Origin of the sequence: Microbispora oryzae (assembly GCF_017896165.1) — a bacterium.
GTDB classification, from domain to species: Bacteria; Actinomycetota; Actinomycetes; order Streptosporangiales; family Streptosporangiaceae; genus Microbispora; species Microbispora oryzae.
In genome coordinates this window covers 43,909-70,418 of the sequence record NZ_JAFCNB010000023.1, presented here as the reverse complement: position 1 = coordinate 70,418, position 26,510 = coordinate 43,909, and the positions used below count along the sequence as shown (strand labels likewise).

Annotated in this window: 20 protein-coding genes; 8 read left to right on the top strand and 12 right to left on the bottom strand. The window is 70.1% G+C overall.

Features of this window, described 5'->3' with window-relative positions:
* Positions 1-5 precede the first annotated feature (5 nt).
* Entirely contained in the window at positions 6-899 is an 894-nt protein-coding gene (locus tag JOL79_RS28945; protein ID WP_210159081.1) for an NmrA family NAD(P)-binding protein, read from the bottom strand.
* A 383-nt stretch (positions 900-1,282) separates the two neighbouring features.
* Between JOL79_RS28945 and JOL79_RS28940 the strand changes: the two genes are divergently transcribed.
* Positions 1,283-1,486 carry a cold-shock protein gene (locus tag JOL79_RS28940; protein WP_210159080.1) on the top strand — a complete coding sequence of 68 codons (204 nt, stop codon included), beginning with the start codon at positions 1,283-1,285 and terminating at the stop codon, positions 1,484-1,486.
* Positions 1,487-1,726: 240 nt separating this feature from the next.
* On the opposite strand, the gene JOL79_RS28935 is transcribed toward JOL79_RS28940, so the two are convergent.
* The 4 genes from JOL79_RS28935 to JOL79_RS28920 form a co-directional block, all read right to left on the bottom strand.
* Positions 1,727-2,032, bottom strand: a complete 306-nt coding sequence (locus JOL79_RS28935) for a glycosyltransferase family 2 protein (RefSeq protein WP_210159079.1) — start codon at positions 2,030-2,032, stop codon at positions 1,727-1,729.
* Positions 2,029-2,892: a glycosyltransferase family 2 protein gene (locus JOL79_RS28930; protein WP_307848792.1), complete on the bottom strand. Its 864-nt coding sequence runs from the start codon at positions 2,890-2,892 to the stop codon at positions 2,029-2,031. The genes JOL79_RS28935 and JOL79_RS28930 overlap by 4 nt, the downstream gene beginning before the upstream one ends.
* An 89-nt stretch (positions 2,893-2,981) precedes the next feature.
* Entirely contained in the window at positions 2,982-4,361 is a 1,380-nt protein-coding gene (locus JOL79_RS35660; RefSeq protein WP_210159077.1) for a sensor histidine kinase, read from the bottom strand.
* A 209-nt stretch (positions 4,362-4,570) separates the two neighbouring features.
* Entirely contained in the window at positions 4,571-4,816 is a 246-nt protein-coding gene (locus tag JOL79_RS28920) for a hypothetical protein (RefSeq protein WP_210159076.1), read from the bottom strand.
* Positions 4,817-4,918: 102 nt separating this feature from the next.
* Here JOL79_RS28920 and JOL79_RS28915 point away from each other — a divergent pair, with 102 nt between their 5' ends.
* Entirely contained in the window at positions 4,919-5,914 is a 996-nt protein-coding gene (locus JOL79_RS28915) for a DMT family transporter (protein ID WP_210159075.1), read from the top strand.
* Here JOL79_RS28915 and JOL79_RS28910 read toward each other — a convergent pair.
* From JOL79_RS28910 to JOL79_RS28890, 5 genes are all read right to left on the bottom strand, one after another.
* Positions 5,817-6,827 (bottom strand): carboxymuconolactone decarboxylase family protein, encoded by a 1,011-nt coding sequence (locus tag JOL79_RS28910; protein ID WP_210159074.1) that lies wholly within the window; start codon positions 6,825-6,827, stop codon positions 5,817-5,819. The two genes, JOL79_RS28915 and JOL79_RS28910, sit on opposite strands and share 98 nt — an antisense overlap.
* A 31-nt stretch (positions 6,828-6,858) precedes the next feature.
* Positions 6,859-7,491, bottom strand: coding sequence for an NAD(P)-dependent oxidoreductase (locus JOL79_RS28905; protein WP_210159073.1), 633 nt, complete (start codon positions 7,489-7,491; stop codon positions 6,859-6,861).
* A 57-nt stretch (positions 7,492-7,548) separates the two neighbouring features.
* Positions 7,549-8,745: a multicopper oxidase family protein gene (locus JOL79_RS28900; RefSeq protein ID WP_307848791.1), complete on the bottom strand. Its 1,197-nt coding sequence runs from the start codon at positions 8,743-8,745 to the stop codon at positions 7,549-7,551.
* 126 nt (positions 8,746-8,871) lie between these two features.
* On the bottom strand, positions 8,872-9,321 hold the full coding sequence (locus tag JOL79_RS28895) for a hypothetical protein (RefSeq protein WP_210159071.1): 450 nt from the start codon (positions 9,319-9,321) through the stop codon (positions 8,872-8,874).
* A 150-nt stretch (positions 9,322-9,471) separates the two neighbouring features.
* The gene (locus JOL79_RS28890) at positions 9,472-9,852 is read right to left on the bottom strand and encodes a nuclear transport factor 2-like protein (RefSeq protein ID WP_210159070.1); all 381 of its coding nucleotides are present in this window, start codon (positions 9,850-9,852) and stop codon (positions 9,472-9,474) included.
* Positions 9,853-9,891: 39 nt separating this feature from the next.
* Between JOL79_RS28890 and JOL79_RS28885 the strand changes: the two genes are divergently transcribed.
* The 3 genes from JOL79_RS28885 to JOL79_RS28875 all read left to right on the top strand — a co-directional run bounded on the left by JOL79_RS28885 (position 9,892) and on the right by JOL79_RS28875 (position 12,945).
* Entirely contained in the window at positions 9,892-10,485 is a 594-nt protein-coding gene (locus JOL79_RS28885) for a TetR family transcriptional regulator (RefSeq protein ID WP_210159069.1), read from the top strand.
* Between the two features lie 129 nt (positions 10,486-10,614).
* Positions 10,615-11,265, top strand: coding sequence for a TetR/AcrR family transcriptional regulator (locus tag JOL79_RS28880; RefSeq protein WP_210159068.1), 651 nt, complete (start codon positions 10,615-10,617; stop codon positions 11,263-11,265).
* Positions 11,266-11,511: 246 nt separating this feature from the next.
* Positions 11,512-12,945 carry an MFS transporter gene (locus tag JOL79_RS28875; RefSeq protein ID WP_210159067.1) on the top strand — a complete coding sequence of 478 codons (1,434 nt, stop codon included), beginning with the start codon at positions 11,512-11,514 and terminating at the stop codon, positions 12,943-12,945.
* A 55-nt stretch (positions 12,946-13,000) separates the two neighbouring features.
* Here the strand turns inward: JOL79_RS28875 and dnaE are convergent, their stop codons facing one another.
* Entirely contained in the window at positions 13,001-16,585 is a 3,585-nt protein-coding gene (gene dnaE, locus JOL79_RS28870; RefSeq protein WP_210159066.1) for a DNA polymerase III subunit alpha, read from the bottom strand.
* Between the two features lie 352 nt (positions 16,586-16,937).
* Here dnaE and JOL79_RS28865 point away from each other — a divergent pair, with 352 nt between their 5' ends.
* Entirely contained in the window at positions 16,938-20,207 is a 3,270-nt protein-coding gene (locus JOL79_RS28865) for an ATP-binding protein (protein WP_210159065.1), read from the top strand.
* 54 nt (positions 20,208-20,261) lie between these two features.
* Entirely contained in the window at positions 20,262-21,251 is a 990-nt protein-coding gene (locus tag JOL79_RS28860) for a pyridoxamine 5'-phosphate oxidase family protein (RefSeq protein WP_210159064.1), read from the top strand.
* Between the two features lie 17 nt (positions 21,252-21,268).
* Here the strand turns inward: JOL79_RS28860 and JOL79_RS28855 are convergent, their stop codons facing one another.
* Positions 21,269-24,268 carry a non-ribosomal peptide synthetase gene (locus JOL79_RS28855; RefSeq protein WP_269143954.1) on the bottom strand — a complete coding sequence of 1,000 codons (3,000 nt, stop codon included), beginning with the start codon at positions 24,266-24,268 and terminating at the stop codon, positions 21,269-21,271.
* Between the two features lie 628 nt (positions 24,269-24,896).
* Here JOL79_RS28855 and JOL79_RS28850 point away from each other — a divergent pair.
* A complete protein-coding gene (locus tag JOL79_RS28850) occupies positions 24,897-26,510 on the top strand; it encodes a B12-binding domain-containing radical SAM protein (protein ID WP_210159062.1) in 1,614 nt (537 codons plus the stop codon).

The following is a 26,510-nucleotide window of genomic DNA, read 5'->3' as shown; positions in this document are numbered from 1 at the left end:
CGCTCTCAGCTGTGGTCGGACGGTGTGGTGGGCAGGAAGTGACGGGCGTGCTCGGCGGCCCATTGGGCGAACGTGCGCGGCGGACGGCCGACGACCTGCTCCACCTGGTCGCTCAGCCTGGTGGCGTACTCATTGGGCGTGCCGTACAGCCGCAGCAGGCGCTCCACCAGGTCGGCCTCGTCGGCTCCCTCGATCTCGGCGAACGCGCGGAAGAGGGCCAGCGGCGGACGCCGTCCCGGCACGCTCCACTCGCGGCGCACCTCGTCGGGGGTGAGCTCCTCGAACCGAAGGTCTCGGCCGGTCGCCTCGGCGATGATCGCGACCATCCGCCGCGCGGTCAGCACCTCGGGACCGGTGAGGTGGTAGGACCTGCCGCCGTGACCGTCCTGCGTCAGCACGGCCGCCGCGACGGCGCCGATGTCGTACTCGTCGACCGGCGGGCTCGGGCGGTCGCCGTACGGCTCACGCACCCGGCCGGTGGTCCGCAGCGGCTCGGCCCAGTCGTTCAGGAAGTTGGCCATGAACTGCGTCGGCCGCAGGAAGGTCCACTCCAGGCCGCTCGCCCTGACGGCCGGCTCCAGGGTGCCCTCCTGCCAGCCGCCCAGGACGGTGGCCCTGCCGACCCCGGCCCGTTCCGCGAGGCCGACGATGTCGCGTCCGTTGGCGAGAGGCCGGTAGCCGCCGCCGAAATTGATCAGGTGGACGGCGGTGACGCCGTCGAACGCCGCCTCCAGGCCGGCGGTGCCGGTGAGGTCGCCCGCCGTCACCTCGACGCCGTTTGGCAGGCCGGCGCGGCCGGGGTCGCGGGTCAGCGCCCGCACTTTACGGCCGCGTTCGAGAAGATGGCGGACGACCTGCCGGCCGACGGTGCCGGTTGCTCCGGTGACGAGAACGGTCATGCCGAGTGCTCCTTGTCGACGTGGGTCACGCCGTCCCGGCCGCTGTACGCGTACGGGCACGGTCACGTCTCCTAAGAGGACCGGCGGGGAGCGAAGTGTGACGTCGAGCCTGGACCACCGTCCACCCATGCGGGCATGTACGGAGAGTCAAGCCTGCGGCCCGGAGCGTACACAAGTTCAGCGAAGAGGCCGCACGGGTACGCGCATCGGGTAGTGTTCTGTGAAACAGGTTGTGTCGAAGTCCCAGTATGCGTGTTAGCGCCTGCGGAGCTATGACAGCGGGCGTCTACCGTACGAAGCCGAGGCTTTCAGAAGGCGGTCGGTCGCAGCAGCCCGAGGATCACACCCGTGGCTCTCGAGATCGTCTCATCAAGGAGAAAAGTATGGCTCAGGGAACCGTCAAGTGGTTCAACGCCGAGAAGGGCTTCGGCTTCATCGCCCCCGACGACGGCACCCCGGACGTCTTCGTCCACTACTCCGCCATCGACGCGAGCGGCTACCGTTCGCTGGAGGAGAACCAGCGGGTCGAGTACACCGCGGGCCAGGGCGCCAAGGGCCCGCAGGCCGAGCAGGTGCGGCCGCTCTAGGCAGCGCCGCCAGCAGGCGACGATGGGGCTGGGTCGGCCCGGCCCCATCCTCCGACCGGCATCTGGCCCCGGACTCTCGCCGAGTCCGGGGTTTTGTCATTCACGGACCAACCGCTCGCGAGGTGGGTCCGCCACGACTGTGGCGTGCGGCCTACCCGGAGCCGACAGGGGCAGACTGGCCGTCGAGCGGCGCCGCCTCAGCTGATATAGCGTCTGGCGGTCGAGCGTGACCACGATTCCTCAAGGCTCAGCAGGCGTTCCTCCACCCGGGGCGGGAGAGGGCGCCGCGTGGCCAGCACCCAGGGCAGGCCTCAACCGTCGCGTGCCGATGTTGCGCCCGACCGCCCCGAGGTTCTGTGGAAGGGCGACCACCTCCACCTCGGGGAAACGTGCTCTGACGGCTTCCGCCGTGCCGTCGCTGGAGGCGTTGTCAACCAGGACGACGTGGGGGCGTTCAGGCAGGGCGACCAGTCTGCCCACTGCCGTGAGAGCTTCCCGCCGCCGGTTCCAGGTGATGACGACGACGCCGACACGCGGATCGGTCATGAGGTGCCGGTCCCATCGGGATCATGGCGGTCCAACGATCTGCGCGCGGCCTCCACCCGCAGAGGCACCCTGCGACGGCGTGCCAACGCCCGCGGCACCAGGGCGATCGCCTGGCCCAGGCCTCGCCGTCCGACCGGGCCGGAGCACGCGGAGGCCAGCACGGCACGAGCAACGACAGGCCACGGCCTGCGGAGGAGGGCGGTCAGCACGGTGTTCCGGGCTGCCAGAATCTGTCGCCGGCGAGGATCGCGTACGCCAGAGGGGAGATGGTGGGCGACGATGTCGTTCACGTAGGCGAGTCCCCAGCCCGCGGCGGCCAGGTCAAGGGCGAGCCGCTCCTCCTCGCCGTAGAAGAAGATCACGTCGTCGAAACCGCCTGCGGCCATGTACGCGCTTCTGCGCACGACCGCTCCGCAGGCGAGGAAACCGAGGACGCTCGGCCCCGGCAGATCGGGTTCGGTCGTGAGCGGAGAGGCGGCCATGGCTGCACAGACGGGATCGATCGTCTGCTCCGCGCCGACCAGGACGCGGGCGGCCAGCACCGCCAGGCGGGGATGGGTGTCCAGCACGTCGGCGGCCCGTTCCAGCGCGCCGCGCGCCCACCAGGAGTCGTCGTCGGCGAACGCGACGTACGGCGTCGTGGCGAGCCGTACCCCGACGTTGCGTGCCTGGGCGCCGAGGTTCCGGCCCGCCTCGACGAGGCGGACGTGCGGAAAACCCTCGCGGACCACATCCGGGCTGCCGTCGGTGGAGCCGTTGTCGATCACTATGACGGGACCTTCATGGCAGGACAGTGAGCGCGCGAGGTCGGCGCCGCGGTTGCGCGTGGCCACCACCACGGTCACCCGCGGAGACGCCACGACATCGGATGAGACGGGATCATGGATTGCCATCACGCCCCCAAGAAGCTCCGTCCATCCATTGCAGCACTCGGAGTCTGATCACAAGGTCATGGCTCACCGGGGCATCGTGGCAGGCGAAGGACGAGGCGTGCTCCGCGCCCGCTGTCTTCGACCGTCAGCGTTCCGGCGTGGCTCTCGGCGATCCGCCGGGCGATCGGCAGACCGAGACCCGTGCCGCCGGCGGCGCGACTGCGGGCGGTGTCGAGCCGCGCGAACCGCTGGAAAACCACCTCGCGTTTGTCCGGCGGGATGCCCGGGCCGTCATCGACGACCTCCAGAACCGCGAGACCCGCCTTGCGGGCGTCGTTCGCGGAGCCCGGCGCGGTACGGAGGGTCAGGCAGATCGTCCTGGCGGCGTGCCGCTCGGCGTTGTCGAGCAGGTTGGTCAGCAGGCGGGCGAGCTGGAGACCGTTACCGAGGACGTAGACGCCGGTCTGCAGGCTGGCATCGATCTTCCTCGTCGTGTGACGGCGTGCCAGTTCCTCGGACACCAGCGCCGCGAGGTCGACGCGGCACCGGCCCGAGTGCGCCGCGGCGTCGAGCCGGGACAGTGTCAGCAGGTCCGTCGTGATCGCCTCCAACCGGTCGACGCTGGGTAGAAGTGATCGGCCCAGTTCCAGCGCCTCGTCCTCGGTGGAGGCGAGGAGGGCGTCCTCCACTTGAGCGCGCATGGCCGCGAGGGGCGTACGCAGCTCGTGGGAGGCGTCGGCGGTGAACCTGCGCTGCTCTTCCAGGGCCTTCTCCAGGCGCTCAAGGGTGCTGTTCACGGTCAGGGCCAGCATGTGAATCTCGTCCCGGTTGGGCGGGACGGGCACCCTGCCGGTCAGGTCTGTCGCCTGGATGTCGCCGAGCTTGGTGCAGATTCCGTAGACCGGGCGGAGCGTTCTGCCCAGCAGCCGGTAGCAAAGGAAGGTCAGGGCGCAGGTCAGCATCAGTGCGCCGCCGAAGACCAGGGCGGCCACACTCGGCCGGACGTAGAGGGGTATGACGGGGGCGGCGGCGTAGACCGTCAGCGTGTGTCCGCCGCGGAACGCCGGGACGGCCACCACGAGATGACAGCCCAGGATGGACGGGGTGTGGTGGCATACCGTCGTGGCGATCGGCCCGCGCGAACTCGCCGCGGGGTGGAGGGAGGCGATGGTCCGCTGCCCCGGCGGGCCGGTCGCCTCGATCACTCGTCCTCCCTGGTCCACGACCTGGAGTTGCCGCGCGGGCGGGCGTAGTGCGAGAGACTGTGCCGGGCGCGTCGACACGATGGAGGCGACGCGGTCGGCCACCGCTACAAGGCCGGCGACCAGATACTCCGTGGCCAGGCTGCGGATGGCCATGAGGACGCCCAGGGCCGACGCGAGGGAGAGCAGGCCCGCGACTCCTCCGCCCGCGAGCGTTAATCGAGCCCTTATCGACCATGACTTGGTGAAGTTCACGGAATACCCCTGCAGTCACATTGGTCTCCTCGGCAAGGAGCCCGTTCGCCGAAGAATGAGACTTCCGGGTGATGGCGAAAGCTTTGCCGACAACCCCCTGGAAGCCGATGTTTCCGAGACGGGGGTATGCCCAGGAGGCGAGCTCGCCGATGAACGGCCGAAACGTGATCAATAGAGAGCCCGCAGCCCGGGTGGCCAATTTCTGATTATCACGAGCGGCGGGCGGGCTGGAACCCTTGCCCGGCCGGAATGGGCAAAGACGGGCCCGGGGTCGTGAGATCGGTGGCGGCGTTCCGGGAGGCCGATGCCAGGGAGGCCGTGCCCGCCGGGCTCAGATCGGCGGCGGACCTCGCGGCGAGGAGGAGACTCCTGGGCGCGCGCGGCCGGAGCGGCAACGCCACGACGCCGGCCTCCTCGTGTACGGCCCGCAGAGCGCGGAGCTGAGCCACATTCATGAGGCCTTCTCATTTTTTGGATGAGTTCGACTTGTTTGCCTCATCGATCCAACTTCCCGTATCAAGGACGGGCATGGTGACGGCCCTCACGGTGGGAGACGAATGGCCATCATCGATCTACTGATGCTGCTCGGTGTGGCCGCCCTGTGGGGTGCCTCCTTTTTGTTCATGCGCCAGGCGGTTTCCGTGCTCGGGCCCATTCCGATGATCGAGGCCCGCGTGCTCGTCGCCGGCCTCGGCCTGCTCCTGGTGGCAGTGATCATGCGGAGGGTCCCGAACTTCCGTCGTGACCTGTGGGGGTTCCTCGTGCTCGGCGCGTTGATGGCGGCGGTGCCGTTCACGCTCATCGCTGCGGCCGAGCTGAAGATCACCGCGTCGCTGGCGGCCATCCTGAACGCGACGACCCCGTTGTTCGCCCTGCTGGTCACCTCGGTCAGGCAGGGCACCCGCCCGTCCCGCACGCAGCTTTCCGGCGTCGTGCTGGGGGTGGCCGGGGTGACGGTCCTGGTCGGGCTGGGGCCTCTGCATCTGGACGGCATGCTGATCCTGGCCGCCCTCGCGAGCCTGTGTGCCTCCCTTTTCTACGCGCTGGGGGGCGTCTACGCGAAGGTCCGCTTCAGTGGCACGCACCCCCTGGTCACCACGACCGGTCAGCAACTGGGGGCCGCCGTGTGCCTGCTGCTTCCCACACTGGCCCTGCCTCCGCGCCATCCTGTCACCGGCGGCATCGTCCTCGCGGTGCTCGCCCTCGCGCTCGCCTGCACCGCGCTCGGATTCGCGTTGTTCTTCCACCTTGTGAACAGGGTCGGGCCCACCGGTGCGCTGACCGTCACCTTCTTCGTCCCGCTGTTCGGCCTGCTGTACGGCACCGCGTTCCTCGGAGAGCCGTTGAGCTGGAGTACGCCCCTCGGCATGTCGCTGGTCCTGGGCGCGGTGTTCCTCGTCACGGAGCGCCGGTCGGCGACGCGAGGCGACGCCGCGCCAGGCCGGTCGGCGACCTCTACCGGGTGGACGCCTGACCGGCGATCGTCTCATCGATCCGGTCCAGGGCGACGACGGCGCCGTAGGCCAGCAGGCGCACCAGGTCGGCGTCGGTGACGTGGGCCGAGGCGCGCCACGCGGTGACGTCCGCGTCGGTGATGTCGTGCGGTGCGAGGGCGGCGAGGAGGGCGAGCGCGGTGGCGGGCCGGTCGGCGCCGGGGAGGCCCGCAAGCCGTTGGGGGAGCCACGTGCCGGGCGACGGCTGGTGAGTGCCGTCCCACTGGGCGACGGTGGTCCGCAGGAGGTCCAGACCTGGTCCGCTGAGCAGGGCGCCGCCTGCGGCCGCGGCGCCACGCAGCGCGGCGAACGCGGTGGCGATCGGTGTGCCGGCGGCCCAGGCGGGTGAGTGTCCCAGCGGTATTCCGGCCAGCAGCGGCAGGCTGTCGCCCGGGTTGAGCTCGCGGTGGACGACGCGGGTGTACGCCATGGCTCCGACGCGGCGTACCGACCGCGACCGTTGCAGGTTGCCGGGGAGGAGCTGCTCGTCGGTGAGAGTGGAGAACATGCGGTTGATGAAGTGGGTCAACAGGGCCGTGCCGATGTATTCGGCGGCGAGTTCGGCCGGGAACGGAGGCGCCGGGAGCTGTGCCGCACCGGGGGTACGGGTGGCCTTCGCCCACGCGACGAGTTCGGCGTAGCCGGCCTCGGCCGGGGTCCTGTCGTGGAAAAGGTCCTCAGCGAGGTCATGGTCACCGAGAGCGTGGATCAGGATGCTGTGCGCGTCGATGCAGAAGCGGCACCGGTTGGCGTGCGACACGGCGACGGAGACGACTTCCTTGTCGACGCGGGGCGCGGATCCGGTCAGGCTCGACTCGCGTAGGACGGCCCAGGCGGCGGCGTGCAGGTCGGGTGCGGGCGACAGCATCATGAACGCGGGCTGCCCGAAGTCGGCGACGGACTGGGCGTAGACCTCGGCGACCCGGCCGGAGGCCGTTCTCCTCGGCACGGGTGAGATGTAGCGGATTGCCATTCAGGACTCCGAGACGGTTGTGGTCGGCGGGTCAGTATCCGAGTGAGACGGCGGCGTCGATCGGCTCCTGGTCGACCAGGCACCGCAGGACGCAGTCGGCCAGATCGGCGCGCGAGACGCGTAGCGCGCCGCGCACGTTGCGGTCCACGGCGCTGCGGTAGACGCCGGTATGGGGTCCGTCGGTGAGCCTCGGGGGACGCACGATCGTCCATTCCAGGCCACTGGCACGCACGACTTCCTCCATCCGACGCTTGTCGGCGATGGTGTGCTTGAACAGATTTCCCAGGAGGGGCTTCACGATCAGACGGGTCAACGGCCCGTCGCCGTCGGTGGTGAGGGTGCCGGCGCTCACCACGACGAGCCGTCGCACCCGGGCGGCGCGCATGGCCCCGACGATGGCGGCCGTGCCGTCGGCGCAGACGCTGGTCGGCACCCGCCCGTCGCGCGAGCCCAGCGCCGACACCACCGCGTCACAGCCCTCCACGGCCGGGCCGAGCGTGGCGGGATCCATCACGTCGGCCCGCAACACCGTCAGGCGAGGATGCGACTCGGGGAGCCGGGCCGGGTCCCGGACCACCGCGGTGACCTCGTCGCCGGCGTCGCACGCCTGCAGGATCAGTTGCCTGCCGGTGCCCCCGGTCGCACCGAAAAGCGCGATCTTCATTGGTTCTCCTCTGTCATGAATGGTTGGTGCGAGCGAGGCGGGGCCGGATCGGGCTTCTCAGGTGGTGATGAAATCGGCCATCATCGCCATGTCCTCGTGTTCGAGGTTGTGGCAGTGCAGCAGGAACGCGCCCTGGTAATCGGTGAACCGCGTGAGGACCTCGACCGCCTCGGACGGGCGTACGTCGACGGTGTCCTTCCAGCCGGAGTCGTACGGCCCGGGCTCGCGGCCGTTGCGGGACAGCACCTGGAAGGGGTCCAGGTGCAGATGCACGGGATGGTGGAAGTCGGTGACGAAGCGCCAGATCTCGACGGTCCCCAGCTTCGGCCGCGCCAGCGCGCGACCCGGGCGATAGGCCAGGTCGTTGATGGTCCAGGTGCCGTCGCGGCGCTGCCGGAAGGAAAACGTACGGGTGGCGACCGCGCGCTGCGGGGTGAGCCGGACGGCGCCGGCGCTCAACCGGCCGGGTATCGCGGAATCGTCGCCGCGGTCCCGGCCCGTGACGTCGAACCGCATCACCTCGGCGGTGCCGCCCGACCCCAGGCGGTTGACCAGCCGCACCTTCGTTCCGGGGCGGTATCGGGAGAAGTCGACGACGACGTCGAAGCGCTCGCCCGGGGCGATTTCCAGCGCGTCGTGGCCGACCGGGCGGTCCAGCAGCCCTCCGTCGCTGCCGATCTGCACCAGGGCGGAGCCGCCGGGTGGCTGCGGATCGAGTTCCAGACGGTAGCGGCGGGCGTTGGAGGCGTTGAGCAGCCGCAGCCGGTAGCGGGCCGGGTCCGTCCGAGCGACCGGCCAGGGCGCGCCGTTGACCAGGATGACGTCGCCGAGGACCCCGTTCATGTACGCGTCCGCCACGCCGCCGGCGGAGACCGGGTACCGGAAGGACCCGTCCGCGGCGAAGGACCGGTCAACGATCATCAGGGGGATGTCGCGCTCCCCTCGCGGCAGCGGCAGGGCGTCGGACTCGTCGTCGTGGACGAGATGGAACCCGGCCAGGCCGCGCCACACGTTCAGGCCGGTGTGGCCCATGCGGTGGTCGTGGTACCACAGGGTCGCCGCCCGCTGGTTCATCGGATAGGTGTACGCCCGCTCACCGGTCGCCACGTCGCGGACCATGTCGGCCATGTCGGCCATGTCGGCCATGACGGGCATGGCGTGGTCGGCGGGCGCGGCTCCGGAGGTGGGCAGGACGAGGTCGATGGGGTATCCGTCGCTGTCGGCCGGCGTGTGCCCGCCATGCAGGTGCACCACGACCGGCTGCGGCAGGTCGTTTGCCGGGCTGTCCCGGGCCGAGCAGCGGGCCGGCCAACGGCCACCCGGCGCCCACGGCGCCCACCCCGACCGCGGCCACACCGAGGCGTAGCGCCGTGCGCCGGTTCACGACAGCGCTCCGACCGGCCGGTCGTGCACCCGGCCGGCCGCCTGGGCCCTGGCGGGCACCGGCGTCCGCCAGACCCACGCCGCCAGCCTCAACAGGCCGACCACGGCGAGCACCCCGAGCGGGACGTGCAGGGTCAGCACCCGGCCCATCCCCAGGCCGGTCAGCCCGCCCAGGATCACGGGGAAGGCGAGGCCGAACAGCAGCACCGACCAGGGTCCGCCCGCCCGCCGCATCACGACCACGCCGGCGGCCTGCACGACCGCGACCGCCACCATCACCAGGGCCGTCGTCGAATGCACCCGCAAGGCGTCGTAATGCCCGCCGAGGAAGCTCCCGGCGAATACGGCTTGCGCCACCCCCAGCGCGCCCAGGCCCGCCGTCGTGCCGCGGCACAGCAGGTACGGCCAGCGGCGGACGCGCCCGGAATCTCGCACGTCATCTGTCACGACGACCCTCTTTCATTAATTCGAACGCGAATGTTCAGTTTCGACGCTACCACCAGCTCGAACAGTTGTGTTCGACTTATTGGGGTGTGGTGAAGCTCACAGCGCGGCGGCGCCAGGACTGGACTGGCCCTGCGGGCGCCGGTCGCGCCGTCAGGTCGAGTGGGCGAGCTGGTGGACGCGCCGCACCCGGCCGTCGTCGGCGACCTCACCCATCACGATCCAGTCCATCGACACGCGGCCGAGCTTGCGGTGTTCCGCGAGGAGGCGGCAGCGCGCGGCGAACCGGTTGCCGTCGACGAGGAGTTCGTCGATCAGCATCTCGACGGCGGTGACGTTCTTGCGGGCCGGGGCCGCGTGCGCGATCAGCTGATCCCGGCTGAGCGCGGTGCCATCGGTGACCCAGACCACGTCGCCGGTCACGGTGCGGTCCACGATCAGCGCCGGGTCCTCGTCGGACCTGGCCATCTCCCGGGTGTAGTCGATCAGGAGGCGGCGGGCCGCCAGCTCGGTTGTCTGCGTTATCTCTGACATGTCTGTCACTCTTAAGGAGCTCTGTTAAGGTTGTCAACCGTGTCAGAGATAAGGCGCCGCCGGCAGCGAGTGGAGGTCTCCCGCAACCGTGCCGCCCTGGTGTCGGCGGCGATTCAGCTGCTCTCCTCCCGTCCCGACGCGGGCATGGCGGAGATCGCCGCCGCGGCCGGGGTGACGCGGCAGACGGCGTACGTGCACTTCGGCACCCGGGAAACGCTGCTGGCGGCGGTTCGTGACGAGCTGAGCCGCCGGGCGTACGCGGTGTTGGAGGCCGCCGACGTCGAGACCGGCACCGCCCTCCAGGCCCTCGACCGCTTCCTCGCCTCCGTCGGCACGCTGCTGGCCGAGCAGACGGTCCTCGGCGGTCCCGAACCCGTGCCCGAAGCGGACGCCGCACGCCACGTGCCGCTCCAGGCGACCCTGGAGTCCCTCATCCGCCGCGGCCGCGACAGCGGCGACTTCGCCACCGAGTTGGAGACCGGCTGGCTGGTGGCGGCGACGATCGCCCTCGGTCACGCCGTCCACCAGTGCATCCGCGTCGGCCTCGTGGACGCCCGCACCGCTGCGGACCAGTTCCGCACCTCGGTGCTGCTCCTGTACGGCGCCGGCGACCACGGCCCGGCCGAGCCCTGATCCGCGGGCGTGAGGCCCGCCCGCCGTGGCGCAGAAGCCGACGCGCCCGGCGGGCGGTACGCGGTGGCAACACGAACTATGCTGTTCCGGTTACTCGGAAACATCGGCTCATGCGGCACAGGAGCGGGGATGGCAGCCACATCGCGGGACACCGGTGACAGGCCGCGGTCCGCGCAGCGCCCCGCGGCGCAGGGCGAGCGGCGGGCCGACGCCCGGCGCAACATCCAGGCCATCCTGGACGCGGCCCAGCTGTGCCTGGCTCGCGACGCCGACGCCAGCGTCGCCGACATCGCCAAGGCGGCGGGGGTCGGCCGGGTCACGCTCTACGGGCACTTCGGAACCCGGGCGGATCTCGTCGACGCCGTGCTGACGCGGACGGTGGAGCAGGCCGACGCCGTGCTCGACGCGACCGACACCACCGGTGACCCCAGCCAGGCGCTCGCCCGGCTCGTCGGCGCCTCGTGGCAGATCGTCCACCAGTTCCGGTCGGTGCTTCAGGCCGCCCAGCGTGAACTGCCCGCCGAACGGATCCGTGCCGTCCACGACCGGATCCTGCACAGGGTGCAGACGATCATCGACCGCGGCCAGCGCGCCGGCGCCTTCCGCGACGACCTGCCCAAGAGATGGCTCGTCACGACCGCGTTCAGTCTGATGCACGCCGCGGCCGAAGACAGCGCCGCCGGGAGGCTGGACGCCGACGATGCCGCGCGTGTCATCTCGGTGACGCTGCTCGCGGCCCTCGCCGCGCCCGGTGCGGCCGCGGCCACGTCGACCCCGTAACCGCCGACTCCGTAACCGCCGGTCTCGCCGAGTCGCCTTCCTCGCGCGCCCGGGCCCGCGGTCCGGCGCCGTTCCCGCGTGCGCCTCTTCCCCGCAGCGCCGCGCTGTGAGCTCCGTCACACCGTCATAAGTCGAACATCCATGTATGAATTGGTCGGCTACGGTGAAACCCGAACATGGTTGTTTGAGTTGATCGGAGGGCCGGTCGCGCCTGCGATCGCCGCCGACGTACCGGAGGAGGCGGCCATGGCGGCTACGTCACAGTCGGGACCTGCGACGGAACGGGAGGACCCCGGAGCTCCCGGCGCGAGACGGTGGTGGCTGCTGGGCCTGTTGAGCGCCGGACAGTTCATGCTTGTCCTCGATGTGACCGTCGTGAACGTGGCGCTCCCCGACATCGGCGCCGACCTGGCGCTGCACCAAGGTGTCGTGCCGTGGGTGCTGGCGGCCTACACGCTGGCATTCGGTGGTCTCATGCTGCTCGGCGGCCGTGCCGCCGACATGTTCGGTGCTCGCCGGATGCTGCTCAGCGGGCTTGCGATCTTCGTCGCTGCGTCGCTGGCCAGCGGACTCGCGGCCGGCGCGACGATGCTGCTGGCCGGTCGAGCCGCGCAGGGCATCGGTGCGGCGGCGATGTCGCCGGCGGCGCTGTCGGTGGTCACCACGACCTTCGCCGGCCGGGATCGGGCCAGGGCGCTGGGCGTATGGGCGGCGATCGGCGGCACGGGATCAGCCCTGGGCGTGCTCCTCGGCGGCCTGCTGACCTCCGGCCCCGGTTGGCGGTGGGTGTTCTTCATCAACGTGCCGGCCGGGCTGATCGCCTTGGCGCTGCTGCCCATGGTGGCTCCCGCCGGGCGGCGACACCGGCCGGGAGCCGTTCCGGTGGATGTGGCGGGAGCGCTCTCGGCCACCCTCGCCACCGGTGCCCTCATATACGGACTGGTCAACGCCGGTGGGCACGGTTGGCTCGCGGCGTCGACGCTCGTACCGCTGGCCATGGCGGCTCTGCTCTACGGCGTGTTCGTGATGATCGAGCGGGCGGCCGCCGCGCCGCTCATGCCGCTGCGGGTGCTGACCCGTCGCCCGGTGGTGGCCGGGGCGTCGCTGATGCTGGTCGCCACCGGCCTGCTGGTCGGCGCGTTCTTCCTCGGGTCGTTCTACCTTCAGCGTCTTCACGGCTACAGCGCAGCGGGGACCGGTCTGGCCTTCCTGCCGATCGCGCTCGGCACGATCATCGGGGCCCACGGCGGCAGCCGGGCCGTCACGAAGCTCGACGGACGCGTGCTCGCCGCCGGCTCGCTGGCCCTCGCCGCGGCCGGTTCCGGGCTGGCGGCCGGCGCGGCCGGTCCCGTCTGGCTGGTGGCCGGGCTCGCCGTAGCGGCGATCGGTGTCGGCGCCGCTCTGGTGACGGCGGTCACCGCGGCACTGACCGCGGTCGCCCCGGGCGAGACCGGAACGCGCTCGGGGATCGTGAACACCTTCCACGAACTCGGCGGCGCGTTCGGAGTCGCCGTCCTGTCCACCGTCGCCGCCGCCGGCGTGACCGGCGAGGTCACCGCGGCCGGCGTTGCCCTGGCTTTCACGGTCAGCGCCGTCGCGGCCCTGGCCGCCGCCGTGTTGAGCGCGTTCGTCGTGCCCGCGGGGGTCGCACCCGCCGGCGCGGCACCACACGTCCACTGAGCCACGCACCGGTGCGGCGGGCGCTCACCCGACGTCCTTCAGGCAGGACGACCTGTCACGGCACAACGAGCGCGTTCGCCCCCAGGAGGACCTTGATGTCTCCGGCGAACGCGCCGTTGCTGATGTTCACCGCGTAATCGGGAAGCTCGACGACGTTGATTTTCCGGTTGAGCCGCTCCACCCGCAAGCGGACGGGGGTTTCGCCCGGGTGCACGGTCAGAATGCGCTTGAGTTCGTAGACGAGGTCACTGTTGATGCGCTCCTCGCGGAGGGCGATCACGATCGGTTCGCGGCCGTCGTCCTGGATTCCGGAGATGTCGAGGAACGTGATGTCTGTGGCGTTGAAGGAGATGGTCGCGTCTTCGCCGTCACCGCGTGAACGGATCCGGCCGGTGACCGCGACGACGAGGTCGGGCGCGAGGTTGGTGCCGTAAAGCTGGTACGTCTGCGGGAAGCAGGGCACCTCGATGGATCCGTCGTGGTCCTCGATTTTGAGGATGGCCCAGACGTCGCCCTTCTTGGTGACCTTCTTGTCGACGCCGGAGATGATGCCGGCGATGCGGACGTTGCCTGCTCCGGCCTGTCCGTCCAGGACCTGGGCGATGGTCAGGTCACGGTTGCGTTCCAGGATGCGTTCGGCGCCGTTGAGGGGATGGTCGGATACGTACAGGCCGAGCATTTCCCGTTCGAAGGACAGTTTCGTCTTCTTGTCCCACTCGCCGTCGGGGACGGCGATATGGAAGACGTTTCCCGCTCCGCTGTCGTCGTCGAACGCGCCGAAGAGCGAATCCTGGCCGAGGGCTTCCTTGCGCTTGACGTCGATGACGGCGTCCACGGCCTGGTCGTGGATCTGGATCAGGCCCTGCCGGGGATGGCCCAGACCGTCGAACGCTCCCGCTTTGATCAGCGATTCAATCGTGCGCTTGTTGCAGACGACCTGAGGGACCTTGGTCAGGAAGTCGTTGAAATCGGTGTAGGCGCCCTTCTCCTGGCGTGCGGCGATGATGCCCTTGATGGCGTTTTCGCCGACGTTCTGGATGGCGCCCAGACCGAAGCGGACGTCCTCTCCGACGGCGGTGAACCGCAGGCCCGACTCGTTGACGTCAGGCGGCAGGACCTTGAGCCGCATACGCCGGCACTCGGCGAGGTAGAGCGCCATGCGGTCCTTGTTCGTGCCGACCGAGGTGAGCAGGGCGGCCATGTACTCGGCCGGGTAGTTGGCCTTGAGATAGGCGGTCCAGTACGAGACGAGCCCGTAGCCGGCGGTGTGGGACTTGTTGAAGCCGTAGGAGCTGAACGGTTCCAGCACGTCCCAGACGGCCTTGGCCGCTTCCTTGGTGTAACCCTTGGCGATCATGCCGGAGGAGAAGGTGGCCCACTGCTTGTCCATCTCCTCTTTCTTCTTCTTGCCCATGGCCCGGCGCAGGATGTCGGCGCCACCGAGGGTGTAGCCGGCCAGCTGCTGGGCGATGGCCATGACCTGCTCCTGGTAGACCACCAGGTGATAGGTGGTTCCGAGGATCGGGTCCAGGACGTCCTTGAGGGAGGGATGGATCGGGGTGATCTCCTGCTGCCCGGCCTTGCGCAGCGCGTAGTTGGTGTGGGCGTTCGCGCCCATGGGGCCGGGACGGCCCAGGGCCAGGATGGACGAGATGTCTTCGAATCGGGCCGGCGCGATCAGCTTGGTGAGGTCCCGCATCATCGAGCTGTCGAGCTGGAACACGCCGAGCGTCTCACCGCGTGCCAGCAGGTCGTAGGTCTTCTTGTCGTCCAGCGCGAGGCTGAGCATGTCCAGCTCGACGCCGCGGTTGTCCTTCACGTTCTGTACGGCGTCGCCGATGACGGTCAGGTTGCGCAGGCCCAGGAAGTCCATCTTCAGGGCGCCCATGGACTCGGAGCTCGGTCCGTCGAAGCCGGTGATGCGGGCACCGTCGTCGGGGCGCATGAAGATCGGCATGACGTCGATCAACGGCTGCGAGGAGAGGATGACGCCCGCGGCGTGGACGCCGGTGCCCCGGGTCAGTCCTTCGAGGCCGAGCGCGGTGTCGATGACCTGCTTGACGTCGGAGTCTTCGCCGTAGAGCTTCCGGAGCTCGGTCGCCTCGGCGTACCGGGGGTGCTTCTCGTCGAAGATGCCGGTGAGCGGGATCTCCTTGCCCATGACGGCTGGCGGGAACGCCTTGGTGATCTTCTCGCCTACCGGGAAGGGGTAGCCCAGGACGCGGGCCGCGTCCTTCACCGCCGCCTTCGACTTGATCGTCATGTAGGTGATGATCAGCGAGACGTTGTCCTCGCCGTACTTCTCCGTGACATAACGGATCATGTCACCGCGCCGGCGCTCGTCGAAGTCCAGGTCGACGTCGGGCATGGAGATTCGTTCGGGGTTCAGGAACCGCTCGAACAGCAGAGAGTGTTCGATCGGGTCGAGTTCGGTGATTCCGGTGACATAAGCGACCATCGACCCCGTGGCCGATCCACGGCCGGGGCCCAGCCAGATGCCGTTGTCCCGCGCGTAGCGGCAGATGTCCGCGACGACGAGGAAGTATCCGGGAAAGCCCATGCTCTCGATGACGCCGAGTTCGTACTCGATCCGCTCCACGACTTCGGCCGGCACGGGATCCCCGTAGCGGCGCACCGCGCCCGCCTGGGCCTCCTTGCGGAGCCAGCTCATCTCGGTCTCCCCCTCGGGGACCGGGAACTTGGCGGCCAGGTCACGGTGGGCGAAGACCTCGTCGTAGGGCTCGACCCGCTCAGCGATCAGCAGGGTGTTCTTGCAGCCCTCGGTCCACACGTCGGAGCTCGGGTCGAGGGCCCACATCTCCTCCGCGGTGCGCACGTAGTAGCCGTTGCCGGAGAAGCGGAACCGGCTGGGGTCGCTGATCAGGGAGTTCGTGCCGACACAGAGCAGCGCGTCGTGCGCGGTCGACTGGTCTTCGGTGACGTAGTGGGAGTCGTTGGTGACCAGGGGCGGGATGCCGAGAGTCTTGCCGATCCGCAACAGGTCCTCGCGGACACCCGTCTCGATCGGGATCCCACCGTGATCCATGATCTCCAGGAAGTAGTTGTCCCGCCCGAAGATCTCCTGGTATTTGGCGGCGTGCTCCAGCGCCTTGTCGTACTGCCCGAGCCTGAGCCGGGTCTGCACCGCGCCGGACGGGCAGCCGGTGGTCGCGACGATGCCCTCGTGGTACTGCTCGAACAGGTCGTCGTCCATGCGCGGGTACTTCTTCATGTGGCCTTCGAGCGAGGCCAGTGACGAGATCCTGAACAGGTTGCGCAGTCCCTGGGCGTTGACCGCCCACATCGTCTTGTGCAGGTAGGTGCCGCTGGCCGACACGTCGCCGCCCAGACCGGTACGCTCGTCCGACTTGCGCTGGTGGGGCTCCCCCCAGAACACCGGCTGCTTGTAATGACGGGATTCCGGACTGACGTAACCCTCGATGCCGATGATGGGCTTGACCCCTGCGGCCTTCATCTTCGACTGGAACTCGTAGGCGCCGAACATGTTGCCGTGGTCGCTCATCGCGATCGCGGGCATGCCCAGCGACGCCGCCCGCTCGGCCAGTTTGCCGATCTTCGCCGCTCCGTCCAGCATCGAGTATTCGGTGTGAACATGCAGGTGAACGAACGAATCAGCCACGGTTGATCTCTGGCCTTTCGTGGTGGGCGGGGCGAAGACCCAACTCTATCGAGAGCCGGAAGTGGCCGTCGTGGCTCATCTGGAAACAGATAATCGCCGGGGCCGTAGATCTCTCCGGCTACGCGAGAGGCCCCGCGGCCGGACGGCTGCGGGGCCTCTGACATGGACGCGTGATCAGGCGGCCGCTCAGCCCCAGAGGGCGGAGTTGGCGAAGTCGGCGGGTTCGGTCTCGCCCGCCGCTCCGGCCGTGTCGGTCGTCGTGATCGTGATGGTGGCGTCCCGGGGGGGCTCCGCGTCGTGGTGCGAAATGCGCTAACTGGACCGGTTGAAGGCGCCTCCCTACCATTGGCGCGTGCGGCTGAACGTCCTCGGGCCCATGGAACTCGTCGTGGCCGGGCAGGCCGTACCGGCCGGACCGCCGAAGCAGCGAGCCCTCCTGGCCCTCCTCGCGATGCACGCCGACCGCGTGCTCCCCACGGACCTGCTGGCCGACCGGCTGTGGTCCGGCAACCCGCCGACCAGGGGGAGCCTGCACGTATACGTCTCCAATCTGCGCCGCCTGCTGGAGCCCGACCGGCGGCCGGGCGCGACTCCGACCGTCCTGGTCAGCGCCGCCGACGGGTACGGCCTGATGACCGGCGGGCTCCGCCTCGACACGAGGGACTTCGAGACGCTCGTGTCGGACGGGTCCGGCCGTCTGGCCGAGGGACGGCACGAGGAGGCGGCGGCCGCCCTCGCCGAGGCGCTCGACCTGTGGCGGGGCGACCCGTACGCCGACGTGCGCTCCGAGGAGTGGGCACAGCCGGAGATCGGCCGTCTGGACCAGGTGCGGCTGGACGCCGTGGAGGAACTGGCCGCGGCCCTGCTTGAGCTGGGCCGTCACACGGACGTGGTCGCGCGGCTCGACCCGTTCGTCCGCGAACACCACCTGCGGGAGCGTGCCTGGGAACTGCTGGTGCTGGCCCACTACCGGGCGGGCCGGCAGGCGGCGGCCCTCGAATGCCTGCGCAGGGTGCGGGAGGCGCTCGCCGGGGAACTGGGCATCGACCCCGGGCCGCGGCTGCGGGAACTCGAAGGCGCGGTGCTGCGCCAGGACGCCACGCTCCTCCCGCCGGAGCGGCAACCGGCACAGACGACGGCACAGACGACACGCAGGGCTCCCGAGCCCGCGGCGGACCAGCCGGTCTTCGTCGGCAGGGAGAGCGCGCTGGAGCTCCTGGACGAGGCGGCCAAGGCGTCGTCCGCCGCCGGGCAGGTCGTGCTGGTGGACGGCGAGCCGGGCGTCGGCAAGACCAGTCTGCTGAAGCGGTTCCGCGCGAACGCCGGCGTGCCGGTCGGCTGGGGTTCGAGTCCCGACCACGAGACCGCGCCCGTCCTGTGGCCCTGGGAACGGGTCCTGCGCGACCTCGCCGCCGTGGTCCCGGAGGCCGTCCTGCCCGACGAGGTGAGCACGTTCCTGTCGGGCGGGCCGGCGGCGATACCGGCGTCCGACGCGCAGGGGGCGCGGCTGCGGTTCTTCGAGGCGGTCGGCACGTTCCTGGCCGGCGTCGGCCCGGTGATCGTCGTGCTGGAGGACATCCACGCGGCCGACGACGCGACGCTGCGGCTCCTGGTCCACGTGGCGTCCACCGCCCGGCCGGGCCTGCTGTTGGTGGCGACTTTCCGGCGGCATGAGGCGTCGCCGCTCACCGGCACCCTGTCGGCGCTGTCGCGGCTCGGCGCGCGCAGGCTCGGGCTCGACGGGCTCGCCACCGAGGAGGTCCGCGCGCTCGTCCGGGAGGTGTCCGGCCGCGACCCGGGCAGCCGTAAGGCCGAGGAGCTGCGCGGGCGCACCGCGGGGAACCCGTTCTTCCTGGCGGAGCTGGCCCGGGCGGGCGAGGAACTGCCGCAGGGCGTGCTGGACGTCGTGCTGCACCGGGTGACGCGCCTGGGGGAGGAGGCGGCCCGCGTGCTGGAGCTCGCCGCCGTGATGGGCGACGAGTTCGAGGCGGGCGTTTTGGCCCAGGTCGCCGGCGGCACGGTCGGCGACCTGCTGCCGCCGCTCGACGCGGCCCTCGGCGCGGGGCTGATCCGGGAGTCGTCATACCGGCTGGGCGTGTACGAGTTCGCGCACGCCCTGGTGACCGACGCGTTGCTGTCGCGCCGATCGCGGCTGTGGCGGGCGCGCGTGCACGAGCAGGTCGCCGCCGTCCTGACCCGCGCCTACGGGGAGCGGGACGACCGTGCGGCGGTGATCGCCCTGCACTGGCTGGCCGCGGCGGAGCTGGGCGCGGAGCCCGCCCGCATGGCGATGGACTACGCCGCCCGCGCCGCGCGGGCGGCCCTGCGGCGGCACGCGCCCGACGACGCGGCCACCTCATGGCAGGAGGCGCTGGCGGCGGCCGAGCCGGCCGGGGCCGGCCCGGCCGAGCGGTTCGAGCTCGCCGTCGGGCTGGCCGAGAGCCGCTACGCCGCCGGAAGGTTCGACGAGGGCTACGAGGCGGTCGAGCAGGCGCTCGCCATGGCCGGCGCCGACCTGGACAGGGCCGTCAGGGCCGCCGACATCGCGATGGGACACGGCGTCTGGGTGCCCTTCCGGTACGGCCTTGACGTGACCGCCCTGCGGGACGCGATGGACCGCGCCGGGCGCGAGCTGCCCCCGGACACGTCCGACTGGGCGACCGCGCAGGCCGTCCGGGCCGTCGTGCTCGCCCAGATCGGCCGCGAGGACGAGGTCGACGCGGTCTCGTCGCGGGCCGTGGCGGCGGCCGAGCGCCTGGGCGACCCCGCCCTGCTGCGGCGCGCGCTCCACCTGCGGCTGCTCGCCATGCAGGGGCAGGACTTCATCGAGCAGCTCGCCGCGACCGCGCGGCGCCTGCTGGCCGAGCCGGACCTGTCTGCCCAGCTCAGGGCGATCGCACAGCTCCACCTCGTCGCCGATCACGTCGAGCACGGCAGGGTGCCGCAGGCCCGCGCGCTGCTGGCGGAGACCGACGCGCTGCTGCGCGACCTGCACAACCCCACGCTGGCGCTGCAGGCGGCTATCGCACACGTGGGTCTCGACCTGTTCCAGGGCGTGCCGGACCCGACTCGCCACTTCGAGCCCGTCAGGGCGACGCTGTCCTTCTCCGACCTCGCGTACTTCGAGGTGGGCATGCTCGCCGTGCGGGCCGAGACGCTCATCCAGGAGGACCGCTTCAGCGAGGAGGCGGAATGGATCGAAGAGATGTTCCGGCGCACCGGCATGGCCGGGCTCGCCTACGTCCTGGCGTACGCGCTGGCGGACCGGGGCGAGCGCGAGCGCGCCCGGCGGCTCCTGCGTGATACCACTCCGCCGCCGCGCGACTACCACTGGGCGATGGCCACCATGTGCCGGCTGCACGCGGCGATCCGGCTCGGCGAGCTGGACGTCGTGCGGGAGGTGTACGACGCGTTCCGTCCCTTCGCCGGGCTGCTGCACGTGAGCGGCACCTGCACCACGATCGACGGCGCGTATGACGGCCACATGGGTGAGGCGCTGCTGGCGCTCGGGGACCGCGAGGGGGCGCGGGCCCACCTGCGGGAGGCGGTGCGCCTGCTGGAGCAGGCGGGCGGGGGCTACTGGCTGGCAAGGGCCCGCCAAGCCCTCGACAAGTGCACGTAGAGGCGGGTCGCGCACTCTGTTTCCGCCCCCCGCGATCGCCCTCCTGGAGTCGTGATGACCACATCCGCATCGACGACGTGGCCGCGCGAAGCGGCCGAGATCTTCGGCCGCTCGATGGTCTGCGAGTACGCCTCGCTCACCCGTGACGGCCGGCCCGTCACCTGGCCCGTCACGCCGTACGTCGGCGCGGGCGGCACGCTCGACGTGAGCACCGGGCTCACCTATCCCGACAAGGCCGAGCGCGCCCGGCGCGACCCGCGCGTCGCGCTGCTCTGCTCCAGCGCCGAGAGCACGGAACCGGATCGGGCACCGATCGTCCTCGTGCAGGGCCGGGCGACCGTACGCGACGCGGACCTGCAGGCCAACACCGACCGGTACGTCCGGGAGTCGCTCGCCAAGACCGGCGCCGGGTTCGCCGGGATGCCGTGGTTCCTCGTGAAACGGCTGGGGTGGTATTTCGCCCGCATCTGGGTGGAGGTCACCCCCGAGAGGATCGTCTGGTGGCCCGAGGGCGACCTGTCCGGGACACCCGAGGTCTGGACGGCCCCCGGGGACGTCACGGTCCCCGCCTCCGATCCCGCCCCCACCGGCCCGCGGCTGCCGAGCCGGTCGGCCCCGCCGATGGACTGGCGGCCCTTCGCCGACCGTGCGGCCCGCCTGGGCGAGCCCGTCGTCACCATGGTCTCCGACGGCATGCCGCTGGCCGTGCGGACCCGCTCGGCCGTACGCGCCGAGGCCGGCTTCGACCTGCGGCTGCCCGCGGGTGTCGAGGCGGCCGGTGGGCCGGTGTGCCTGACGTTCCACCGGCACGGCCCGGCCATGGAATGGCAGGAGAACGTGGTGTTCGTCGGGACCGCGACCGGAGAGGGCGACCGGCTGAGCGTGCGGGTCGAGCGGGCCCTGAACGACTGGAGCCTCTCCGGGAACCGCCGCGAGCGGAACCGCTCGTTCCTCGGCCAGGGCAGGATGCTCAGGAAACGCCTGAAGGCCGAGGCCGCCCGCCGCGGTCAGCCCGTTCCCCGCGTCCGCCGCCCCCACGCCTGAGACGACCCAAGCGGCACTCAGCTCTTCAGTGCCAGGCGCCATCGAGCGATCAGCTCGGTGACATGCGAAGCATCGATCGATCCCGCGTCGTAGTCGACCCATCCAACGATCCGGTCACCACGGTCGTCGAGGTTCAGCACCAGGTCGAACCTGGTGACTTCGGGGCTGCCGACATCGAGGATCAGCTCTGCTTGCGCACCATGGGGCAGCCGCCACTGCCGCGGCCCCGGTGGCTGCAGCGTGAACATCATCTGGGCGAGCGGATGGTGCCTGCCGACGCGGTCGACGCGCAGGCGTCGCAGGACGTCGGGGAGGGTCGCGGCGCGATGCCGCAGGGCCGCGGTGACGTCCTGTTGCGTCCGGTCGACCAGCACAGTCAGGCTTTCCGCGCCGGTCGCCAGAGGCAGCACGACGGTGTTGAGGAACAGGCCGACGCAGCTCGCCTCCTCGGCCGTGACTCGCATGGAGATCGGCACCGCCACGCACACCTCGGCGTCGTCGTCTCCGAAGAGGGTGGCCCAGGTGGCCAGCAGCACCGCGAACGGTGTCGCCTGGGCGTCCGTGGCCCGCTTCCGGACGGCATCGACCTCATCCGCGTTCAGTACGACCGGGGCGCGGCGCAGTGCCGGCGCCGGATCGCGTTCCCGCCCCCAGTCGGCCGGCGGCCTGCCGGCCGACGGCGTCAGGCGCTCCACCCAGTAGGAGAGATCTCTGTCGGCATCACGGTCGGCCGCCGGCAGCTCCCAGGGTTGGATCGCGTGCGGCGGGGTGTTCCCGGCGTAAAGAGCCGCGAACTCCTCGAACAACAACGCGATCGACCAGCCGTCGCAGCTGGCGTGATGCAGCCGGAACAGCATCCGGTGATGCTGTTCGCCGATCCGGACGATGTCCACCACCGGCGTGGCGACCTCACCGAACTCGTAGCGTTCGGCCAGGCGACGCCCGCGCAGCGCTGCGAGGTCGGTCGCGTCGGCGTACGTGACCACCGGCGGTGCATCGGCCACGTATGTCTGAGTGATGTTCCGGCCGGCCAGGTCGTAACGAGTGTGGAGTGCGGCATGACGGCGGGTGAGTGCGCGAACCGCCGGCTCGGCGCCGGCCGGATCGAAAGGCCCGGTGATGTCGAGCTCGGCCAGTACCCAGTGCGACGGCCCGTTCTCGGTGAGCAGCTCGTCTATGAAGATCTGCCGCTGCATCACGGTTACCGGCAGCGGACCGGTGGGCTCGCTCGCCGTGCGGCCCGGCACCGGAGGGCTGGATGCGACGATCTCGGCCAAGTGCTGCAGGGACGTCGCGGCCAGCAACTGGTCGGTCGCGACGAGCACGCCCAGCTCTCGGGAGATTCGGGCTGAGACGCGCGCCGCGGCGAGGGAGTTCACCCCGGCGGCCCGCAGATCTTCGACATGCTCGTCGGGCAGTTCGAGTTCCGTGTGCCAGATCGCCGCGAGGCCCGCCGCGTCGAGATCGCGGGGTGTGGGCTTTCGGTCCTGCGACGCGAGGTCGAGCAGCGCGGCGCGATCGAGCTTCCCGCTCGGTGTCATGGGCAGCTTCGGCAGTGGCAGGATCCGGTGCGGCACCAGGTGCGCGGGCAGAGATTCGGCCACCCGCCTTCGGATCACGGCGATGCGGTCGGTATCGAGGTGGCCGGTGACGAAGCCGACGAGCCGGGTGCCGCCGCCGGCGTCCTCGCGCGCGACCACGGCCGCCTCGCGTACGTCCGGGAAGGCCAGCAGGGCGCGTTCGATCTCGGCGGGCTCCACCCGGATGCCGTTGATCTTCACCTGATCGTCGTTGCGACCCAGGTAGTGCAGCTGTCCGTCCCGCCACCGGACGACATCCCCCGTGGCGTACATGACGGCGGCGCCCCCACCCGGCTCGGGGCGGAACCGCTTGCCGGTCAGTTCCGGCTGCCCGATATACCCGTGTGCCACGGCGATGCCGGAGACATGCAACTCGCCGGGCTCACCGTCCGGAACCGGATGGCCGGCGGCGTTGAGGACGTGCACCCGGACGCCGTCGATCGGGACTCCGATCGGTGGTAGCAGTGGCCACTGGTCGGGTATCGCGGGAAGTGGATACCGGGTGCAGACGTGCGTCTCGGTGGGCCCGTACTGGTTGACGAGGCGACACCCGGGCAGGGCGGCGAACAGGCGTTTGATCCGGTCGTCGCAGCGCAGTTGCTCACCGGCGGTGATGACCTCCCGCAGAGGCGGGGCGTCGGCCGCCAGGTCGTCGGCGAACAGGGCCATCGTCTGCAGCATGACGAACGGCAGATACAGCCGGGCGACTCGGTTCCGTGTCAGCAGCTTCCACAGCAGGACCGGGTCACGACGCTCCTCATCGGTGAGGCAGAGCAGCACGCCTCCGGCCGCCAGGGTCGCGAAGATCTCCTGGAAGGAGACGTCAAACGATATCGGGGCGAACTGTGCGGTGACTTCGCCCGCGCCCACCGCCGAATCGCGGAGCTGCCACTGGATCAGGTTGGCCAGTGCCCCGTGTGTCTGCATGACCCCCTTGGGCACGCCGGTCGACCCGGAGGTGAACATGACGTACGCGACATCGCCGCCCGCGATCGCTGGATCATCCAGGGCCGATGGTCCGTCGTGAGCCTCGTCGAGAGAGATCAGCGTCCGCTCCCCGGCCAGGACCTCGGCGCTCTCGCGGTGCCCGACCAGCACAGAAGCGCCGGCCTGGCTGAGCATGTACTCCAGTCGCCGCCGCGGATATCCGGCGTCGAGCGGCAGGTAGGCACAGCCGGCGCGCAGGATGCCGAGGATGCCGACCACCAGATCGGGGGAGCGCAGCGGGCAGAGGCCGACCACGTCGCCGGGCCGTACGCCGTGGCCCCTCAGCCGCGTGGCGATCATGCCGGAGCGGCGCCACAGTTCGCCGTAACTCAAGGATTCTGCCCGGCCTCGCACGGCCGGCCGGTCCGGGTCATGCCGTACCTGAAGGTGGACGAGATCGACGACATTCCGCGTCCTGTCGGAGGCTTGCCCAACAGCAGCGTCGCTCATGTTTCCTCTCCATGCCACGGATCGGGCCGGTGGGGATGGTGGGCGTTCGATCGGACGTCGCCAACGGAAGGGTTCAAGGAACGTAGGTGAAAGGCACTTGTGAATGCGGCCTCTCGCCTCCCGTCCGGTCGGGTATGACGCATCATAAGCAGGTGAGTCGTATGGAATGAATAGCGCCGGGCGTACTCGTGGCGATGCCGCCGGGTCACAGTCGGGCTCCACCTTGGTTGAGCGAGACGGTGAACATGGGCGCCACTCGGCCACAGCTTCCTGTCGGCGGACGTCCGGTCCGTGGGCGGAGATAGGCGCACTTACGCCGCTGACCAGGAAAATCGTGTTCGAGCGACTCGATGAACTCCGCGCCCTCCTGACCGTCCTTGGTCTCACGATGTGAGAACACCTTCGGGCCCGGGGTGACAGCCGCGACATCAGGTGATATCTGTATGAATATCAACGTAATAACAGTTGACCGCAAGATGAATCACGGGCGGTGCCTTCCCGGGCCTGAAGTGTGCTCTCCTTGGGCCGAGGCGATCGCTATTGCAATAGGCGCGAGTTTGCTGTAGCGAAACTTCCTGCGGTAATCAGAGTTGTAATGTAGCGATAGGCCGATCGTCGGGGGACCGCGTTGAAGCTTGTCTTTGCCCCATCCGCCAAGCGCATCATTCCGTACCCGCCGGTGGGGGTCTCACTGCTGGCGTCGAATCTCCGATTATCCGGCCATGAGGCGGAGGTCTTCGACCTCGAGATGCAGCTCGCCGACCTTCGCCGGCAAGGCGAGAAAGTGCTGCTGTACGACGGCGTGTTGTCGACCGCGGACGTGCTCTCACCGGACCTGTCCGAGCCCGTTCGCGGGTATGGGGATCAGCTCTGGCGGATTATCGGAGGGGCGAGCGGCGGGGAGGTCCTCGGCATCTCGGTCATGGGCTTCGAGCAGAGCGCCTCCGCGCTGCTGCTGGCCCGGCTGGCCCTGGCCCAGGGCATGCGGGTCATCTTCGGCGGCCAGTTCTGGACCGAACGGTCGGCCTCCGAGGTAATCCACGCACTCGCCCCCTTCGGCTCGGTCACGGTCACCGTAGGCGACGGCTGGGAATCGGTTACCGCCTTCGCCGAGAGAGCCGCGCCGGAGACGATCCCGAACAGCTACACCACGAGCGCCACGCCGGGCGGCGCCATTGTCACGGGCCCGCGGAAGGTGGCCAAGTCACTGCCCCCGCAGCCGGTGTACGACTGGGTGCCGTGGGAGCAGTACGAGAACTTCGGTGTCGCGACGTACAAGAACCCGACACCGGCGAGACGCGCCCATCTGTACGTCTGGGACAAGCAATGCAACTTCCGGTGTGCCTTCTGCCGGGTCGCGACCGGTAGCCGGGCGGTTCTGACCCCGCCCCAGGTGGCCATCGACTCGTTCGCCGGCCTGGTGAAGGCCGAGGTGGACCAGCTCAACTTCATGACGAACGAGCTGAACCCGTCACGCAAATACCTGCTGCGATTCCTTGACGAGCTCGAGGCCCGCGGCGGGGGAGGGTCCACCAACTGGTTCACGTACGTACGCGCGGACCGGCTGGAAGCGGATGACTTCGGACGCATCCGCCGGAACGGTGGGCGCCTCGCCCGGTACGGCGTCGAGTCCGGGTCCCAGCGGCTGCTCGACCTGATGCGCAAGGACTATGACGTACCGACGATGTCGGCCACGCTGCGCAACGCGGCGGCGGAGGACATCTGGAACCACGTCAATTTCCTGGTGGGTTTCCCGGGCGAGATCGCCGACGACATCGAGCGGACCATCGACTTTCTCGCGGCCAACGTCGACACGATCCACTCCGTCCGAATCAACCCCTTCTACCTCCCACCGGACACTCCCATCGCCCGCGCTCCCGAGGAGTTCGGGATCCAATTGACCACCTTCGACTCCGGCTGGTGGCAGTACCAGAACTCGGACGGCACGGTGCCCGACGCGGACCTCGTGGTGGAGCGGGTCGAGCGGATCTCCCGGGCGTGCAGCGACCTCGGCATCGGTTTCGCCGGCACCGATCCCTTCTTCCTGCTCGACACCATCAGCCGTTACGACGCCGTGCCTGCGGCGCTCAAATTCCTCAAAGAGGCCTACCCGCTGTTCTGGGTGCCGGCTCCGACGGACACCTACAAAGCGCTCATCGGCGGGTACGAGGTCAAGTCGGAATGGAAGGAAATCGCTCTGAAACGTCAGCGCAACTATTCGTTGTCGATCTGCACGGACTGA

What these genes read in the sequence shown, in the direction of transcription:
- JOL79_RS28915 (WP_210159075.1), top strand. Translation starts at nt 4,919, where the DNA reads ATGGCCATCATCGATCTACTGATGCTGCTCGGTGTGGCCGCCCTGTGG.
- JOL79_RS28905 (WP_210159073.1), bottom strand. Translation starts at nt 7,491, where the DNA reads ATGAAGATCGCGCTTTTCGGTGCGACCGGGGGCACCGGCAGGCAACTG.
- JOL79_RS28875 (WP_210159067.1), top strand. Translation starts at nt 11,512, where the DNA reads ATGGCGGCTACGTCACAGTCGGGACCTGCGACGGAACGGGAGGACCCC.
- JOL79_RS28935 (WP_210159079.1), bottom strand. Translation starts at nt 2,032, where the DNA reads ATGACCGATCCGCGTGTCGGCGTCGTCGTCATCACCTGGAACCGGCGG.
- JOL79_RS28860 (WP_210159064.1), top strand. Translation starts at nt 20,262, where the DNA reads ATGACCACATCCGCATCGACGACGTGGCCGCGCGAAGCGGCCGAGATC.
- JOL79_RS28910 (WP_210159074.1), bottom strand. Translation starts at nt 6,827, where the DNA reads ATGGCAATCCGCTACATCTCACCCGTGCCGAGGAGAACGGCCTCCGGC.
- JOL79_RS28855 (WP_269143954.1), bottom strand. Translation starts at nt 24,268, where the DNA reads ATGAGCGACGCTGCTGTTGGGCAAGCCTCCGACAGGACGCGGAATGTC.
- JOL79_RS28890 (WP_210159070.1), bottom strand. Translation starts at nt 9,852, where the DNA reads ATGTCAGAGATAACGCAGACAACCGAGCTGGCGGCCCGCCGCCTCCTG.
- JOL79_RS28945 (WP_210159081.1), bottom strand. Translation starts at nt 899, where the DNA reads ATGACCGTTCTCGTCACCGGAGCAACCGGCACCGTCGGCCGGCAGGTC.
- JOL79_RS28920 (WP_210159076.1), bottom strand. Translation starts at nt 4,816, where the DNA reads ATGAATGTGGCTCAGCTCCGCGCTCTGCGGGCCGTACACGAGGAGGCC.
- JOL79_RS28880 (WP_210159068.1), top strand. Translation starts at nt 10,615, where the DNA reads ATGGCAGCCACATCGCGGGACACCGGTGACAGGCCGCGGTCCGCGCAG.
- JOL79_RS28940 (WP_210159080.1), top strand. Translation starts at nt 1,283, where the DNA reads ATGGCTCAGGGAACCGTCAAGTGGTTCAACGCCGAGAAGGGCTTCGGC.